Origin of the sequence: Nostoc sp. TCL240-02 (assembly GCF_013343235.1) — a bacterium.
Taxonomy (GTDB): Bacteria; Cyanobacteriota; Cyanobacteriia; order Cyanobacteriales; family Nostocaceae; genus Nostoc.
Window position 1 is genome coordinate 2828606 of the sequence record NZ_CP040094.1, and the last position, 17703, is coordinate 2846308.

A 17703-nucleotide genomic window follows, 5' to 3' on the forward strand; every position below is an offset into this window, starting at 1 on the left:
ACCACAAACAATCTACGACCTGTACACGGAACTTTGGCTAATGACACCGGATACGCTAATGACCCCGGAAAAAATTTTCCTGGATGGAAAAACTTTTATTCCTGCTGAACAATTACCTATCCCGGAGTGGCCTTGTGTTGTGAGTGAAAGACCACAACCGACACTGACGGTTAAAGATGATGATTTATTTTTCGTGACAGATACTATCGGGAATATTTCTGGCTGTTCCCTCAGTGAGGGTAATCCCAGTATGGGGCTGTTTTGCTGTGATACGAGATTTCTCAATCGCTTAGAGTTGCAAATTGAAGGGCGATCGCCTGTACTTCTCAGTAGTACTGCCGGAAAAGGGTTTTCACTCTCAGTTTTGTGTACTAACCCCAGAATTGACGAACGCCTAAGAGCCGAAACTATCGGAATTCGGCGAGAAATAGTACTCAATGGCGCTCTATTTGAAGAAATAGAAGTATCTAACTACAGCACAACAACTGTCAATTTTGAACTAAGTATCAGCTTCGATGCAGATTTTGTTGATTTATTTGAAGTCCGGGGTTATGACAGAGAAAAACGCGGTAGGCTTTTACGTCTACTAGAACCCACGACTGAAGAAGGAATTGTCAATGGCGTTTCACCATTACCTAAAGACCCATCAACTTTTAGGGAAGAATCCTTAACACTTGCCTATCAAGGTCTGGATGGATCGGTGATGGAATCTCGGATTTTATTCCAGCATCGTCAACCAGACTATTTCAAAGGTTACACTGCGGTTTGGCAGCTAGAGTTGGCTTCTCACGAAACCCAAAAGCTGGGTTATCGAGTGAATATGTTGAAAAATAACCAATCTAGTTCAACCGTAAGCGCCGCCATCACTTTAGGACAGGCGAAAGCTGCTGAGTTGATGGAGGAGCAACACTGGGTACAGCAAATTACCCGCATTAGCTCAGATAAAAGCACTTTCAATCGAGTGATTGAGCGGGCCGAGCAAGATATGTATTTGTTGCGCCAGTCTTTTGGAAAGCATAAGACAGTTTCGGCTGGAGTACCGTGGTTTTCTACACTATTTGGGCGGGATTCGCTGATTACAGCTTCCCAAACCCTGATGTTAAACTCGCAAATCGCCAAAGAAACCCTAATATTACTGGCGACATACCAAGGCAAAATCGACGACGAATGGCGCGAAGAAGAACCGGGTAAGATTTTGCACGAGTTACGTTTGGGAGAAATGGCTCGTTGTCAAGAAATTCCTCACACGCCATACTACGGTACAGTTGATGCGACTCCCCTGTGGCTAATGCTGTATGCCGAACATTATGCTTGGACTCACGACCAAGAACTCCTAGAGTTACTTTGGCCAAATGCTTTAGCAGCAATGGACTGGATCGATCGCAATACCAAACAAACCAGTTACCTCAGCTACTACCGTAAATCTAAACGCGGTCTGGCTAACCAAGGTTGGAAAGACTCTGGCGACTGCATTGTCAACCATAAGGGAGAATTAGCTAACGGCCCAATTGCCCTTTGTGAGGTGCAAGCTTATGTCTATGCTGCAAAAATGCGCCTAGCAGAAATAGCGAGGATGAAAAAGCGCCTTGATTTGGCAGATCGTTGGCAAGAAGAGGCTAGAAGTCTCAAGCTTCGTTTTAATCGAGATTTTTGGGTAGAAGACCAGGATTTCTGCGCCTTGGCTTTGGATGGAGATGGTAAACCTGTAGACAGTATTACCTCAAATCCTGGTCATTGTCTGCATTTGGGTCTTTTCACCCACGAAAGAGCCTACAGTGTAGCAGAACGGTTGCGGGCACCAGATATGTTTAATGGTTGGGGCATTCGTACCCTGAGTAGTTTATCACCCGCTTACAATCCAATGGGTTATCACATTGGTTCGGTTTGGCCCCATGATAACGCTCTGATTGCAATGGGATTGCGATCGCTAGGTCTAATCGATCAAGCCTTAGAACTTTTCCAAGGTTTATTCGATATGACCAGTCAGCAGCCTTATGAACGTCCTCCAGAACTCTTCTGCGGCTACGAACGCAACGGTGATAATGCCCCTGTGCAGTATCCAGTTGCTTGCACTCCCCAAGCTTGGGCGACTGGTAGTATCTTCCAACTGCTGCAAATGATGGTCAACTTGGTGCCTGATGCTCAAAATAACTGCTTGCGAATAATCGATCCCGCTTTGCCAGAATCGATTAATCGCCTATCATTTCACAATTTGCGAGTCGGCCCCACAATTCTCGATTTAGAATTCGAGCGTTCTGGTACTACGACTGCTTGTCGCGTTGCGAAAAAACGGGGCAATTTGCGGGTAGTGATTGAAGCATAGAGCCAGTAGGGAGTGGTGAACGATCTACTCCCTATTTTATGATTGGTGCGTAGGTAAATCATTTACAGATTTTCTTGGATAGGTTTTATTGATTTAGATTGAATAACTCGTTGGGGTCGATTGAGAAACTTTAACTGTTCAAACCAAAGCAGAGCGATCGCCCCACCTCCTAAACAAATTGCCAAGTCGATTGGGTGTAAGAAGGAGAAGCTAAACAATTGACGTAAGAACGGAACATACAGCACGAACGCCAGAAAAACCAGTCCCCCACCAACCACCCACCAGAGAGCATTATTGGGAGATTTCAGGATTTTTAGACTGAGGCGAGATGAAGAACTTTCGCTCAAAATTAGGAATAAATTTGCCAAAATCAACGCTGTAAACGTTAAAGCACGGGCATCAAGTTCACCTTGTCGGCGATATAGCGCCACCACAAAGATGGCGAGAGTGATCAACAAAATTCCCACCCCTTGTAGCACTGCCAATCCTAAAGTTTTCCTACCAAATAATGCTTCTTTGGGGTGGCGAGGAGGACGCTGCATTACTGTTGCTTCTGCGGGTTCAGCTTCTAAAACGATGGAGCAAGCTGGATCAATAATCAAATGCAGAAAGGCAACGTGAACGGGAAGCAATACTAATGGCAACTTAAACAACACTGGAATCAAAGACATGCCAGCGATCGGGATGTGAATCGCTAGCAGATATGCCATTGCTTTGCGGAGATTATCAAAAATTCGCCGTCCAAGTTTGACTGCTTCCACGATGGACGAAAAATCATCATCCAATAACACCAACGCTGCCGACTCACGGGCAACATCCGTACCTCGCCGTCCCATCGCAATCCCGATTTGGGCAGATTTGAGAGCAGAAGCATCATTCACACCATCCCCAGTCATAGCAACAACTTCACCCTTAGCTTTCAAAGCATTCACCAACCGCAATTTTTGTTCGGTAACGGCTCGTGCAAAAATATTCGTACTTTGAATACGTTGTTCGAGTTCAGCGTCACTGATCAGATCCAATTCCGCTCCTGTCAAAATGGCTCCCATTTGCATCAATCCAATCTGACGGGCAATAGTTTGAGCAGTTCCGGGATAATCACCCGTAATCATCACCACTCGAATACCTGCGGTATAACATTCTTGAATTGCCGCCGCAACGTTTGGACGCACTGGATCAGACAGTCCTACCAATCCGAGAAATTGAAAAGGAAAGTCATGTTGCTCATCGGGTAAATGATTGGGATTGAGGGACGGATGAGGTGGTAAAAATGGAGGCGGCGCATCAAGAAGAGACGCTTTGGCAACGCCTAACACACGCAATCCTTGATTGGCCATTTCACTGATTTGGGTTGCCAGAATTCTCTGCTGTTGAAGCGTGAAATGACAGAGATCCGCGATCGCTTCCGGCGCTCCTTTCGCTGCAATTTCATACTGCTTACCATCGCCTGACTGCCAAACATGAGACATTGCCAATAGATGGGGTGAGAGCGGATATTCTCGTAACAGTATCCAATCGTTGTGCAGATGTTCAGTATGTGCGAGATAGCGATCGCCTAATTCCTTAAACGCTTTCTCCATTGGATCAAAGGGATCTCTTTGGCTCGCCAGAATGCAGAACTCGACTAATTCATGAACCGTTTCGGGGAGAGACTCTCGTAAATGCAATTCCAAATTATATGGATGAGCGTTTTCTGCATTGTTGTATGCAAATAGCTGTTGCACAGCCATCTGATTCAGCGTCAGCGTCCCGGTTTTATCCACACACAGAACGGTTGCGGAACCCAAGGTTTCAACGGCGGAAGCGCGACGAGCTAAGACGTGTTTCTGAGAAATACGCCATGCTCCCAAGGCTAAGAAAATCGTCACGACAACCGGAAATTCATTCGGCAAAATTGCCATCGCTAAAGTAATACCCGCGAGAAATCCTTTGAGCCAATCTCCTCGCGTCAGTCCATAAATGACAACAATCGCCACACACAATAATAAAGCGATGCCAAATAAACGGCTTACCAACCGAGTCATTTCTTGTTGTAGGGGAGTCGGTTCCAGCTTGACTTTTTGTAAGGCGTTGCCAATCTTGCCCATCTCTGTTTGAGCGCCCACTGCTTGGACTTGAGCAATTCCCTGTCCCTGAACCACCAAGGTTCCAGAATATACAAAGGGCAACTCATCTCCCCCTGGACGCGCCATTTCCACAGTACCGGCGGCAGCAAGGTTGTTGAGCGTAGTCGAAACAACTTTGCGAACAGGTAGAGATTCCCCAGTTAATAACGATTCATCAGTTGAGAGATTTGTACAGGATAGTACTATTGCATCAGCAGGTACGCGATCGCCTTCTGCCAACACTAAGATATCTCCCCGAACGACTTCTCGCCCCGCAATCCGTTTTTGCTGTCCATCCCGAATTACCAAGGCGCGAGGACTGGAGAGATCGCGCAAGGCTTCTAGGGTGTGTTCGGTTTTACCTTCCTGGTAAAGGCTGATTCCTGTGATGAAGAAGACGAAACCCAGCAAAATCAGGGCTTCTTGTAAGTCGCCTAAAATCCAATAAATGATCCCGCCGCCGACCAGCAAGAGAAAGATCGGATCTTGAACAGTTTCCCAAGCGAAGGATAAAATACTGCGAGAGCGAGCCGAGGAAAGTTCATTGTAGCCATCCTGTTTGAGCCGAGCGATCGCTTCAACCTCAGATAACCCAGCCACGGTATTCAGATCGACGGTCGAAACCATAATTCTGCTTTTTCCTATGAGACATAAAAAACAGATCAATCCACTTGATGTTAAATGCCAAATTTGAGGAAGTCGTGAGGTAACATAAACTCATTTGTCCTTTGTCACTTGTACTGAGTTTCGACTGCGCTCAACTACCGCGTAGTCGTACCACTTCGTGGAAGCAAGCTACGCGTAGCGTCTCGCAGAGAAGTATTGGTCATTAGTAAGGACTTTAAGACTATTTACATTTCGCAACATAATTTGGTTTATTTCTACCAACTTACTTAGTAGATAACCTTGCTTATCTATTCAGGATTTAAAAAAATTGGATACTGACATCTATGCCTCAAGTCATCCCCTCATTTTGGAGCCTACCTGCCGAACAGGTATTAGATCAACTTAAGAGTAGCCACCAGGGTTTGAGTCGCCAAGAGGCGCAGCAACGGCTCACTCAATATGGTGCAAACAGTCTCAAGCAAAAGCGACAGTCATCCACACTACTCTTGTTGCTGAACCAGTTTAAGAGTCCGATTATTTTGATTTTAATAGCAGCTGCTGTTCTCTCCAGTTTTCTTGGAGATGTCATTGATACTATTATTATTCTGACGATCGTACTAATTAGTGGGCTATTAGGATTTTGGCAAGAGCGAGGAGCTAGAGATGCCGTAACGAAGCTACTGGCTTTAGTGCAAGTAAAAGCCACAGTTTTGAGAGATGGTCAATCTCAAGAAATCTCTAATGAGGAGGTGGTTCCAGGTGACATTGTGTTGCTTGCTGCTGGCGATAGTATCCCTGGTGACTGCCTGATTTTAGAGTCGAAGGATCTGTCAGTGAATGAAGCAGCACTCACGGGAGAAACCTATCCTGCTGACAAACTGGGTGGCGTATTGCCGAACGAAGTCGGACTCAGCCAGCGAACAAACACCCTTTATATGGGCACTAACGCCATCAGTGGTACTGCGAAGGCGGTTGTGATGCAGACCGGAAAACAGACTGAATTTGGCAAGGTATCAGAACGCCTGAAACTCAGACCGCCCGAAACCGAATTTGAAAGGGGACTGGGCAAGTTTGGCTATTTTCTCATGGAAGTGACGTTGATTTTGGTGGTTCTAATTTTTGTCGCCAACGTCTACTTGCAACGCCCTGTTCTACAATCTTTTCTATTCTCCCTAGCGCTTGCAGTCGGTCTGACTCCTCAATTGTTGCCTGCGATCGTTAGCGTTAACTTGGCTCGCGGCGCTAAACAAATGGCGAAAAAGCAGGTGATTGTGAAACGACTGTCTGCGATTGAAAATTTTGGCAGCATGAACGTGTTTTGTACAGATAAAACGGGCACGCTGACGGAAGGGGAAGTGAAAATTCACGCTGCGGTTGATGTGGAGGGGAAGGAGAGCGATCGCGTTTTGCTTTATGCCTATTTAAATGCTGCGTCTGAATCAGGCTATGTAAATCCCATCGATGCCGCAATTCGTCAACACAAGCAATTTGACATTTCTGCTTATCAGAAACTAGATGAAGTACCCTATGATTTCAACCGTAAACGTCTAAGTATTCTGTTGAAGAAAGATAATAGGAATCTGATTGTCACCAAAGGTGCGCTAAAGGCAATTCTCAATGTTTGCTCAACCGTCGAAACTGGTGACGGAAAGACAATTGACATTGCTATGCAGCAGGACAAGATTCAGCTACGGGCAGAAGAACTTGGTAGTGAAGGGTTTCGAGTTTTGGGGGTAGCTTACCGCAACTGCGTAGCTTGCGTGTCGTCTGACGACAATCGCAATTCCTTCAGCAAAGACGATGAAACAAACATGACGTTTTTGGGTTATCTTGCTCTTTTCGATCCACCAAAAGCAGATATTGCTGATACGCTCAAAGAATTGGGACAACTTGGAGTTACCACAAAAATGATCACGGGCGATAGTCGAGCGGTTGCCATCAGTATCATTGAACAGGTGGGATTACCAAAACCAAAGGTTTTAACTGGTGGCGAATTGCAAGAGCTTTCTGATGAAGCCCTAATGCATCGTGTTGGCAAAATAAATGTCTTTGCTGAGGTTGAGCCAAATCAAAAAGAGCGGATCATCATTGCGCTGAAAAAAACCGGGAATGTAGTCGGTTATCTTGGCGATGGCATTAACGATGCCTCAGCGCTTCATGCTGCCGATGTGGGTATTTCTGTTGAGAGTTCGGTTGACGTAGCCAAAGAAGCCGCAGATATCGTGTTGATGCAAAAAGACCTAAATGTTTTGGTCGAAGGTGTGAAAGAAGGACGGGTAACGTTTGCCAATACGCTCAAATACGTATTTATGGCAACAAGTGCTAATTTCGGCAATATGTTTAGCATGGCAGGTATTTCTCTAGTTCTACCCTTCTTACCCTTGCTACCTAGCCAAATTTTGCTCACAAACCTGTTGACCGATTTCCCAGAAATGACGATCGCAACCGATCGCGTAGACCGGGAAATGGTCAACAAACCCCGGCGGATGAACATCACATTTATCCGTAATTTTATGGTGGTGTTTGGGCTGCTGAGTTCAGTCTTTGATTACCTCACCTTTGCGGCACTCCTATTGCTGCTGCACGCCAACTCAGCGCAATTTAGAACCGGTTGGTTTATGGAATCAGTGATTTCTGCATCTATGATTGTGCTGGTAATTCGCACACGGCAATCTATCCTCACGAGCAAGCCAGGAAAGTACTTATTGACGGCAACGATCGCGATCGCCATTGTCACCCTCCTGATTCCTTATACTCCAGTTGCAGGTTTACTAGGGTTCCAACCTTTACCCATTGAATTCCTTTTGGTGCTGGCAGCAATTGTTGGACTTTATATCATCTGTGCAGAAAACGTTAAACGGATTTTCTATCAACACGTCCAGTCTTAACCAAAGAAAGTGTAGCTGTGTCAAAATCAGCATATCTGTTTGAGTAGACATAGCCGAGACAATAATTGTCAATCAAAAAATAAAAATGTACATTCACTAATTATTTGTCAATTTAACAAAATATTGTCACAACATTATAAATATCTAAAACCCTGACATAGCAACGATTATACCAGGGTTTTCCTATTTAAGACAGTTATACCCATCTAAGCCGATATTCACTAATTAGATGTCAAATACCAGATATTTCACAATTTAATTGTCACTTCCCAAAAACCTGGAAAAATCATGAGTTTTCATAAATTAACAAATTATTTGTCAAAATATTAGTATAATACAACTATGTTTTGATAAAACACTGTATGCAAGATGCAGAATTCTCTACAATCTCTACGACTTGGGCAAGCTCCGCAGATGTTAATAATGATCTTGCTGAAACAAACGTTATAGTTTCTAAACTTTCAGATGAAGCTTTGCTGAAAATGGAGGTGATTCAAAATCTTTTAGAAAATAGCGATCGCACTACATATACTCAAAAGCTCAAGGAAGCGGCAGAAAAGCTTGGTAAGTCAGTACGTACAGTGCGACGGCTGGTAGATAAATGGGAACAGGAAGGTTTGGCTGGACTGGCGCAAAATCAACGGATGGATAAAGGGAAGCATCGAGTTGATGAAGACTGGCAAGAGTTTGTATTGAAAACTTATAAGGAGGGTAATAAGGGAAGTAAAAGGATGACTCGCCAGCAGGTATTTATTAGAGTGAAGGCAAGAGCAGACGAACTGGGAGTTAAGCATCCTTCCCACATGACGGTTTACCGAATTTTGCAGCCGTTAATAGATAAAATTGAGCAAGCTAAAAGTATTCGCAGTCCGGGTTGGCGTGGTTCGCGCTTATCAGTGAAAACCCGTGATGGAAAAGACTTGCAAATAGAACATAGTAACCAAGTTTGGCAATGCGACCACACCCTTGTTGATGTTTTATTAGTAGACCAGCATGGCAAAATTCTAAGTCGTCCTTGGTTAACAACGGTTATTGATAGCTATTCACGCTGCATTATGGGAATTAACTTGGGCTCACGATGCACCAAGTTCGACTGTTGTAGCTTTAGCGCTACGTCATGCAATTTTGCCCAAGCAATATGCTTCAGAATATGGACTTCACGAAGAATGGGGTACTTCTGGTTTGCCGCAACACTTTTATACCGATGGGGGTAAAGATTTTCGTTCCAACCATTTACAGCAAATAGGGGTGCAGTTAGGATTTGTTTGTCATTTGCGCGATCGCCCATCTTGCAGTTGTAGTGTTGAGCGTCCGTTTAAAACTCTAAATACAGAATTATTCTCAACTTTACAAGGATATACAGGTTCAAACGTTCAAGAGCGGCCAGAGGAAGCGGAAAAAGAAGCTTGCTTAACGTTGCGGCAGTTAGAGCAAATGTTGGTGCGTTACATTGTTGATAACTATAACCAGCGACTTGATGCTCGAATGGGCGACCAGACAAGATTTCAAAGCTGGGAATCTGGTTTAATTGCAGCACCCGATTTACTTTCCGAGCGGGATTTGGATATTTGCTTAATGAAGCAAACACGGCGACAAATTCAACGCGGGGGATATCTGCAATTTGAAAACTTGATGTATCGAGGTGAACTCTTAGCGGGTTATGCGGGGGAAAGTGTTGTGTTGCGATATGACCCTAGAGACATCACAACGATTTTGGTTTATCGCATAGAAGGGGATAAAGAGGTATTTATTGCTCGTGCTTATGCTCAAGATTTGGAGACAGAAGAACTATCTCTAGATGAAGCAAAAGCTATCAGTCGTAAGGTCAGAGAAGCGGGTAAGGCTGTGAGTAATCGCTCAATTTTGGCTGAAGTTAGGGAACGCGAAACATTCCAAATTCAAAAGAAAACTAAAAAAGAGCGTCAGAAAGTAGAACAGGCTGAGGTCAAAAAATCTAAACAACTTATACCTGTTGAGCCAGAGTCATCAGTAGAGGCAGTATCTATTGATAGCGAACCTGAGCCAGAGATGCCGGAAGTTTTTGATTACGAACAAATGCGTGAAGATTACGGATTTTAGAAAATGACTTCAAAAGAAGCCCAAGCAGTCGCCCAACAATTGGGTGATATTCCCGTTAATAGTGAAAAATTACAGGCGGAGATTCAACGATTAAATCGTAAAGGTTTTGTCCCACTTGAACAAGTGCAAATTCTCCATGATTGGTTGGAAGGAAAGCGCCAATCAAGACAATCTGGGCGTGTGGTAGGTGAGTCCAGAACAGGTAAAACAATGGGTTGTGATGCCTATAGGCTTAGGAATAAACCCTCTCAAGTTGCAGGAAAACCCCCAACTGTACCTGTAGCTTATATCCAAATTCCCCAAGAGTGCGGTGCTAAGGAATTATTTGGGGTAATTATGGAGCATTTAAAATATCAAGTAACTAAAGGAACAGTGGCAGAAATTCGAGATAGAACACTACGGGTTCTTAAAGGTTGCGGCGTGGAGATGTTGATTATTGATGAAGCTGACCGCTTTAAGCCGAAAACTTTTGCGGAAGTGCGTGATATTTTTGACAGGTTGGAAATAGCAGTGATTTTGGTAGGAACTGACCGCTTAGATGCAGTGATTAAGCGGGATGAGCAAGTTTACAACCGTTTTCGGTCTTGTCACCGTTTTGGAAAGATGTCAGGGGAAGATTTTAAGCGAACGGTGGATATTTGGGAGAAACAAATACTGAGATTGCCAGTTGCTTCCAACCTTTCGAGTAAAACGATGTTGAAGACGTTAGGGGAAGCAACTGGAGGTTATATCGGTTTGATGGATATGATTCTGAGAGAGACTGCAATTCGGGCTTTAAAAAAAGGACTGCAAAAAATTGACTTGGAAACTTTGAAGGAAGTAGCTGCTGAGTACAAGTGATGGAAGTGGAAAATATTAAGCCTTGGCTGTTTAGAGTTCAACCATATCAAGGAGAAAGCCTAAGTCATTTTTTGGGACGCTTTCGACAGGCAAATGATTTAACCCCTACTGGGTTAGGTAAAGCAGCAGGACTTGGAGGTGCGATCGCCCGATAGGAAAAGTTTCGCTTTAATCCCCCACCGTCTCACCAGCAGTTAGAGGCATTGGCTAAGGTTGTAGGGGTTGATGCCGATAGGTTAGCGCAGATGTTACCGTCTGCTGGGGTGGGGATGAAAATAGAGCCTATTCGGTTATGTGCTGCTTGTTATACCGAGTTGCCTTGTCACAAAATTGAGTGGCAGTTGAAGGTAACGCAGGGGTGTCAGCATCATAATTTAAGTTTGTTGTCTGAGTGTCCTAATTGTGGGGCTAGGTTTAAAGTTCCGGCTTTGTGGGTTGATGGTTGGTGTCATCGGTGTTTTACGCCGTTTGCGGAGATGCTAAAGAGTCAGAACTCTGTGCGATCTTCGTTATAAAAGAATTGCTAAACCACAGTCTCAAGTATATTTTTAGTATTTCACTTAAGTATCATTTTCAAGCGCATTCAAAATAGCCTTAAAACTGTTCAAACCTGCTTCCAGATTTTCAATGATTTCTGCTGCTAGTTCGTCGGGTTCTGGTAAGTTATCCAGATTAGACAGACTTTTATCTTTTAGCCAAGAAATATCAAGGCTAGTTTTATCCCGTGTCATAATTTCTTCATAACTGAATTTGCGCCAGCGTCCCTCGGTATTTGTTTCTGGATGCCAAATTTCCCCACGTTTACTGCGATCTTCAGGATTGTAGCATTGGATAAAGTCTTCTAAATCTTCAAATTGAAGTGATTTTTTTTTGAGAGTATTGTGGATATTGGTGCGGTAGTCATAATACCAAACCTCTTTCGTACAAGCTTCTTTTCTTGTAGGTTTATTATCAAAAAACAAAACGTTTGCTTTAATGCCATGTGCGTAGAAAATTCCTGTAGGTAAGCGAAGAATAGTGTGCAAATCAGTTTTTTGCAACAGATTTTGGCGAACTGTTTCCCCTGCTCCACCTTCAAATAGCACGTTATCTGGCACTATCACACCTGCTTTGCCAGTAGTTTTCAGCATTGTATAGATGTGCTGTACAAAATTTAACTGTTTATTTGAGGTAGTTGCCCAAAAGTCTTTTCTGTTATAGGTAAAATCCTTTTTTTCCTGCTCACCTTCTCCATTAGTAGCAGTTATACTACTCTTTTTCCCAAAGGGTGGATTAGCGAGAACATAGTCAAAACGTTGTTTAGTATCTACAGCTAATGCATCATGAGGAGAAATAGTTGGTTCACTATTAATATCACCAATGTTATGCAAAAGCATATTCATTAAACACAAACGGCGTGTATTGGGAACAATTTCATGCCCATAAAAGGTTTGATGCTTGAGAAATTGAGTTTGTTTCTCATTCAAATTGTAGTTTTTCCTCAGAAAATTGTGGGTTTCTAAGAAAAACCCCCCGGTGCCACAAGCAGGATCAGCAATAGTCTTAAAAGGCTCAGGACGCATACATTTAACCATTACTTGGATGAGCGCACGCGGTGTAAAATACTGTCCTGCTCCTGACTTGGTATCTTCTGCATTCTTTTCTAGTAGTCCTTCATAGATATCACCTTTAACGTCTGCACCCATACTTACCCAAGCTTCATTGTCAATCATGTCAATAACACGAGACAGCATTACTGGATCTTGGATCTTGTTTTGAGATTTAGTGAAAATATGACCCAGAATTCCCTTTTTCTTTCCTAACTCACGCAAAAGCTCTATGTAATGAATCTCCAGTTCTTCACTGCGTTTAGTTTTTAAGCTTTGCCAATTATACTTAGCAGGAATACCTAAATCATGATTATAGGGTGGATTAGCATACTCATACGCCATTTTTAAAAAAATAAGATATGTTAGCTGTTCAAGGTAGTCGCCGTAACTCACTCCTGCATCTCGTAAAATATTGCAGAAATTCCAGATTTTGGTGACTATTTGTGATGGTGTCATTTGTGGTTTTTTTATATAAAAACTAAAGCAATCCAATCATAGTTGCGTTTGCCTGCTACGTAGCGTTCAGCAAATAATGAGTATTCTGATGTGATATTTATTGCTGTTTTGAGTAACTTGAGCTTATCTTGAAATTTATCCAATATTTTCTGATCTTGTTGGGTAGCAAATGTTTGAAAGAAGTATTCAGCATCAACTATAGCTTGTTCCAAATCTCGTGCTAATCTCTTTCTGTCCTCAACTAATGCACTATGATGTAAATGATAACGTTGGATAGATATTTTTACCCTGTCTTGATCATCGGCATTTGCTGAAGGTATATGGCACGGAGTTCCATCTTCATTAAAATCCAACAATTTAACGTCTTCTTCAACACAAGGATCAAGCAATTTAGGTTTTTCGGAAACCTCGTCCCCAGGTTTCCATGCTCTTTTACTCTCGTCTATTAGTGGAAAGTAGCTACCCTTGCCACCTTTTGTATTATTTACTTTATCAGTACGAATTTTGTTGCAAAATTGACATGAATATCTAAAGTTTTTGTAATTAAAAGCCAGCCATATATACCCAGTATGTTTCGGTATTACATCCAAAAGTGTCTTTTTTGGTCGAAAATGATCAACCTCTTTATCAGAACGTGGCTGTATAGTTTCACAATACCAACACTTCTGACCAATAATAGATTCTAAGGCAGGTTTAAAATCCCGCCACACCTGAGCATATTTATCTATATCTATTCCTAAAGAAACTTGTTCCTCTGCGTCTTTAGCTTTCACCAACCACTCCTCTAGCCAATCTTCAGGTAAAATACAGCGTATTCGTTTTAAATCAAAATAATCTATATAACGCATAGTAACTGTTATGAATCTTCTCTCCTTAACATAATCTGCCTCATAAGCTCAAGTGCTGCTTGACGTTGATCCTCTGTAGGTGGAATTTCTGTTGCTCTTTCTTCCTCTAAAGCTTTTTGATAATCATGACGAGCGCGAAGATACTCCGTGAATAAGGGATCACGCGCTTCATGTTGGAAGCCATAGTTTTCTAACTCACTATTCAGGTTTTCTAGCTCTTTCTTTTGAGTATCATTTAATGGCTCTTGTGAAAGTGCTAACTCTCTCTTGCGTGCCAGTAATCCTAATGTGTAATTGTCAAGTGCTGCTGGTACATCAAACATATCGCTGGTCAGAATACCTGCATACCCCATACCACGCGGGTCTTCTTCTGGAGGTGTCACACTGATTGATAAATTATCCATATCTCGTTTAAGAATCTGCACCTGCTCCTTCACCAATTCAGCAATTGCTAATGGATTATGAGTAGTTAATAATACATGAGTTGATTTCTGGTCGATATCACCCATACCTACAAATTTTTGTAAATAGTCGAGATATTTCACACTCCAGATTGGATTGAGGTGGGTATCTGGTTCATCTAGCAAAAATAGACTTTCCTCTTCAGCTGTAAAACGGAGCAGACCTAAAACTGTTAAAAGCTGCTGTTCACCTTCACTTAGCTCACGAAATGTAACTGAACCATCATTCTTACGTAACTTAACTCGAATTCTAACCTCTTCAATTAATTCTGAAACATAAGTGCTTTCTAAATCACGAAAGAATTCTCTGGGAGGTTCTTGTCCTACAAGTTCTCGTAATGTTGCTAGATCCTTGATGTAAAGATATAAAAATTCCCGATCTTGTTTATTCCATAAAGAGGCAGACTCACGGCGCTTAATCCGAATAGGTGCTAATGAAATATCATAAAGTCGAGCTAAAAAATTGCTAACTATACCACGCGCATTCCAAAAACGGCGATCTCCCACTGTAGATTTCCACGGAGGTTGACGTAATACAAATAAAACTGAATCAATTCCACTTTCTGGATCTAAACCCAATTGCTTATCCAGAAATTCATTAACTATATCATCTTGTTGAAGAATGAAAGCTAGTAATACAAATTGACTGTGTATGGGTAGTGCATAAAATAATTGTCTTAGTCCAGGATCTAGACCACTACGTAGCTTTTTATCATATTTTACTAAATATTCTCGGAAAATTTCTTCCATACGTGAGCTATGACCTGAATAATAGCCAAAAATATATTTAGGTAAATATTGATCTTGCTCTTTTAAAAAACGGCTAACTGTAATGTGCTTACCTCTGTCAATTGTTGTATTCTCAAGTTCATTTTCTAGCAGTGATGTTTGAACAGAACTTATAGATAGTTCGTTATCATTAATAGGCTTTACATAAATTTGATAAGCATCTTTGACTCTTTTTATATCTGCATCTATGTAAATGCTATTCTGTCGGCAACGGTAAGTAATACGGTATGAAAAAGAAGGTTTGTTTTTTTCTTTGTTCTCATTCTCACCCGTGATTAAGTCACGAAAAAGAGTAGCTAGTGCTTCTAGTACATTGGACTTGCCAGTGCCATTCCAACCAATAACTACAGTTACCCAATGCCCTTCGTCAAAATCAATTAAGACATTTCTCAGGTTTTTAAATTCGCCAATCCATAACTGATCTAGACGCAAAGTTACTCCTCCTTTCTCGAACAAATACAAAGCCAGTCTTCATCTCCTCGCCGTTCTATTTTAATGATTTCTTCGTTTATTAAATCACGAAGCTCAAGATATAGTTTTTCGATATCTTTTGTTTGTGCTCCATCACTAATACCACATTGGCAAAAAACATCTTTAGCACTTAACCAATTTTCTGCTGATTCAATTACACTTATCAAGTTTGGCATTGTAGCTATATCCTTCTTGATCTTGTTTTTTAATGTTTTACGAATTGGCTTTGGTGTTTTTTTACGTTCTGTACGAATACGTTCTAATAAGATGCTTGCTGGTTCATCATTAGGATCGGGTGGGACAAGATGACCAGAAAAAGCTTTTTTTAAAATACTTTGACGTAAAACTCCAGCTTTTTGCAAATTTTCTTCAATAATGTTCTCTAATTTAGAGATAACAGTCATCTTACTTTCAATTTCTTCTACAATCTTTTGCTGTTCAGAAAAAGTGCATAATGTAACAGGTACATTATGTAAAATTTCTTGATTGAGATTCTGCATTGTAGTACCAATACTTTGATCAGAAAGGAAATTTTTCACGCGTTGGGAATTTAGTAAATAACAATAAAAATCTGAGTTATTTTCAGGTATCAATCTTATAAATAAGCTTCCTGTACCACATAAAAAACCGTCTTCTTTTTGAGTTACAACTGCACACCGTCCCATTTCACCTCTTCGCCCTATTACTATGTCACCACTACGCATAATAAAATTGGACAACTGAGACAATTTTTCTGGACTAACAGATAAGTTCCAATCAGGCTCAATGCGTTTATTATTAATATGACTGGGATTAATGATTGGTGTACCGTTCGTGATATAATCAGATTTATGTAACAGCGATCCAAAAGGACCGATTTGTATATTTTCAGCTATAAATGATAGCTTAACCCAACACCATTGGTCTGGTAATAAGGGTAATTCTCGTAATTCCTGTTTTGTTAGATGAGATAAACTTCTCGGTTTTTGTAGTTTTCTTGGCTTTATACCTTTTTTATCAGTAGCCTCCCAAGCGTTGAGAGCTTGTTTCCATTCATTAATTTGCTGCTGATATAGCTTTTCTCGTGTTTTTTCAATACTTACTCTTAGTTTATCAGAAGTTTCTAGTTGATCAGCATTTGTTTTACGCCATTGTTCTGTTAGTTTACCCTCAAAAGCTTGTTTTATAACTGCCTGTTGATAAATCTTCAGTTGATTGCAAGCAGTTCTTAGATTTTCGATACCCTGATCTAATTCAGAAAAAAGTTCTTCAATTTTAGCAACAATACGATTTTGTTCATTAATAGGAGGTATAAGCACTAAAACTTTTTGCACAAACTTAGAACTAATACCTCCTTGTGCTGCTCCTCTAAAATCTAAAAGTATTTGCTGCCTTCCAGACTCCGCCCATAAATTATAGAATATCCATTTTTTGTTTATTAAATTGGACACTCTCACAATAAATACGTGTTCATTTATTACAGCATATTTATATGGAAAGTCTTTACCTATATAACTTGTTTTACTTGTAGTTGCACCGTCTTTTACAATTAAAATATCTTCGGATGATATTACACCTTTTGACATCTGATGAGCAAAATCAGCAGAAACATATTTTATTGAAGAGAAATTAAAGCTTCCATCACTGTTGAGATGTTCACCACCTATACTTGGTATTCCATCAGTAATGCCTTGAACACCACCTTTTGGTCTTTTACCTGTTTCAAGAGATATCAAAATATCTTCTAGTGTCACTTGTAACCATTTATTAGGTAAATTGCAAATTTGTTCCATCCTACTTCACCATAGCCTCACTAATTTGATAGCTTAGATTCCAACCTTTGATAAATAACATCTAACCACACCGGAATCACAGCTTTACCTTCATCTAGAGATGCGATCGCCTTTTTTCTGTCAAACTCCACAAGCTCAAGCGATCGCTCCTGTGCTTGCAACAACATAAAGCGCTTACCCTTACCTGAAATAAATAACTCTGGCTCTTGGTCTTTGAGCGTTTTCAGGGTGGCGCTGGCTATGTCAAAACTTAATCCCACAGATAGCCAATATGACATTGCAGCCAGTTCCACCAAATTAGACTTTGAGTAATAAATACTACGTCCTGTCCCAGTATCACTGATTACAGGAACAATCACCCCTCTCTCTCGCCAATACTGTAGCTGACGAAGGGTGCAGCCTGTAATTTCAGCAGCTTCCTTGCTTGTAAAAAATGTCTCCTGCATACAATTTATTTTATAGAAGACTTGTTTAAT

At 41.4% G+C, this 17703-nt stretch carries 11 protein-coding genes and 1 pseudogene; 6 read left to right on the forward strand and 6 right to left on the reverse strand.

All coding sequences use genetic code 11. The features are described from left to right. Positions 1–40 precede the first annotated feature (40 nt). On the forward strand, positions 41–2323 hold the full coding sequence (locus tag FBB35_RS11990) for an amylo-alpha-1,6-glucosidase (RefSeq protein ID WP_174709814.1): 2283 nt from the start codon (positions 41–43) through the stop codon (positions 2321–2323). Positions 2324–2385: 62 nt separating this feature from the next. Here the strand turns inward: FBB35_RS11990 and FBB35_RS11995 are convergent, their stop codons facing one another. Continuing rightward, a complete protein-coding gene (locus FBB35_RS11995; protein WP_174709815.1) occupies positions 2386–5055 on the reverse strand; it encodes a cation-translocating P-type ATPase in 2670 nt (889 codons plus the stop codon). Between the two features lie 323 nt (positions 5056–5378). On the opposite strand from FBB35_RS11995, the gene mgtA reads away from it, so the two are divergent. From mgtA to FBB35_RS12015, 5 genes and pseudogenes are all read left to right on the forward strand, one after another. Further along, complete coding sequence (mgtA, locus tag FBB35_RS12000; RefSeq protein WP_174709816.1) at positions 5379–7922, forward strand: magnesium-translocating P-type ATPase; 2544 nt, start codon at positions 5379–5381, stop codon at positions 7920–7922. A 362-nt stretch (positions 7923–8284) separates the two neighbouring features. After that, positions 8285–9136, forward strand: a complete 852-nt coding sequence (locus FBB35_RS35745) for a helix-turn-helix domain-containing protein (RefSeq protein WP_368041831.1) — start codon at positions 8285–8287, stop codon at positions 9134–9136. Further along, the gene (locus FBB35_RS35750) at positions 9048–10001 is read left to right on the forward strand and encodes a Mu transposase C-terminal domain-containing protein (protein WP_368041832.1); all 954 of its coding nucleotides are present in this window, start codon (positions 9048–9050) and stop codon (positions 9999–10001) included. Before FBB35_RS35745 ends, FBB35_RS35750 begins: the two co-directional genes overlap by 89 nt. Positions 10002–10004: 3 nt before the next feature. Next, the gene (locus FBB35_RS12010; protein WP_174709718.1) at positions 10005–10841 is read left to right on the forward strand and encodes a TniB family NTP-binding protein; all 837 of its coding nucleotides are present in this window, start codon (positions 10005–10007) and stop codon (positions 10839–10841) included. Then, a pseudogene (locus tag FBB35_RS12015) lies at positions 10841–11356 on the forward strand (TniQ family protein). Before FBB35_RS12010 ends, FBB35_RS12015 begins: the two are co-directional and overlap by 1 nt. A gap of 45 nt (positions 11357–11401) precedes the next feature. On the opposite strand, the gene FBB35_RS12020 reads toward FBB35_RS12015, so the two are convergent. From FBB35_RS12020 to FBB35_RS12040, 5 genes are read right to left on the reverse strand one after another with little or no spacing between them, the layout of a single operon-like run. Beyond that, complete coding sequence (locus tag FBB35_RS12020; protein WP_174709817.1) at positions 11402–12886, reverse strand: class I SAM-dependent DNA methyltransferase; 1485 nt, start codon at positions 12884–12886, stop codon at positions 11402–11404. An 11-nt stretch (positions 12887–12897) separates the two neighbouring features. After that, positions 12898–13734: a hypothetical protein gene (locus FBB35_RS12025; protein ID WP_174709818.1), complete on the reverse strand. Its 837-nt coding sequence runs from the start codon at positions 13732–13734 to the stop codon at positions 12898–12900. An 8-nt stretch (positions 13735–13742) separates the two neighbouring features. Then, on the reverse strand, positions 13743–15416 hold the full coding sequence (locus FBB35_RS12030; protein WP_174709819.1) for an AAA family ATPase: 1674 nt from the start codon (positions 15414–15416) through the stop codon (positions 13743–13745). Positions 15417–15418: 2 nt separating this feature from the next. After that, complete coding sequence (locus tag FBB35_RS12035) at positions 15419–17227, reverse strand: restriction endonuclease subunit S (RefSeq protein ID WP_302480970.1); 1809 nt, start codon at positions 17225–17227, stop codon at positions 15419–15421. A gap of 20 nt (positions 17228–17247) precedes the next feature. Beyond that, entirely contained in the window at positions 17248–17673 is a 426-nt protein-coding gene (locus tag FBB35_RS12040; RefSeq protein WP_174709821.1) for a MerR family transcriptional regulator, read from the reverse strand. Positions 17674–17703 lie beyond the last annotated feature (30 nt).

What these genes read in the sequence shown, in the direction of transcription:
- FBB35_RS11990 (WP_174709814.1), top strand. Translation starts at nt 41, where the DNA reads ATGACACCGGATACGCTAATGACCCCGGAAAAAATTTTCCTGGATGGA.
- FBB35_RS11995 (WP_174709815.1), bottom strand. Translation starts at nt 5,055, where the DNA reads ATGGTTTCGACCGTCGATCTGAATACCGTGGCTGGGTTATCTGAGGTT.
- mgtA (WP_174709816.1), top strand. Translation starts at nt 5,379, where the DNA reads ATGCCTCAAGTCATCCCCTCATTTTGGAGCCTACCTGCCGAACAGGTA.
- FBB35_RS35745 (WP_368041831.1), top strand. Translation starts at nt 8,285, where the DNA reads ATGCAAGATGCAGAATTCTCTACAATCTCTACGACTTGGGCAAGCTCC.
- FBB35_RS12010 (WP_174709718.1), top strand. Translation starts at nt 10,005, where the DNA reads ATGACTTCAAAAGAAGCCCAAGCAGTCGCCCAACAATTGGGTGATATT.
- FBB35_RS12020 (WP_174709817.1), bottom strand. Translation starts at nt 12,886, where the DNA reads ATGACACCATCACAAATAGTCACCAAAATCTGGAATTTCTGCAATATT.
- FBB35_RS12025 (WP_174709818.1), bottom strand. Translation starts at nt 13,734, where the DNA reads ATGCGTTATATAGATTATTTTGATTTAAAACGAATACGCTGTATTTTA.
- FBB35_RS12035 (WP_302480970.1), bottom strand. Translation starts at nt 17,227, where the DNA reads ATGGAACAAATTTGCAATTTACCTAATAAATGGTTACAAGTGACACTA.
- FBB35_RS12040 (WP_174709821.1), bottom strand. Translation starts at nt 17,673, where the DNA reads ATGCAGGAGACATTTTTTACAAGCAAGGAAGCTGCTGAAATTACAGGC.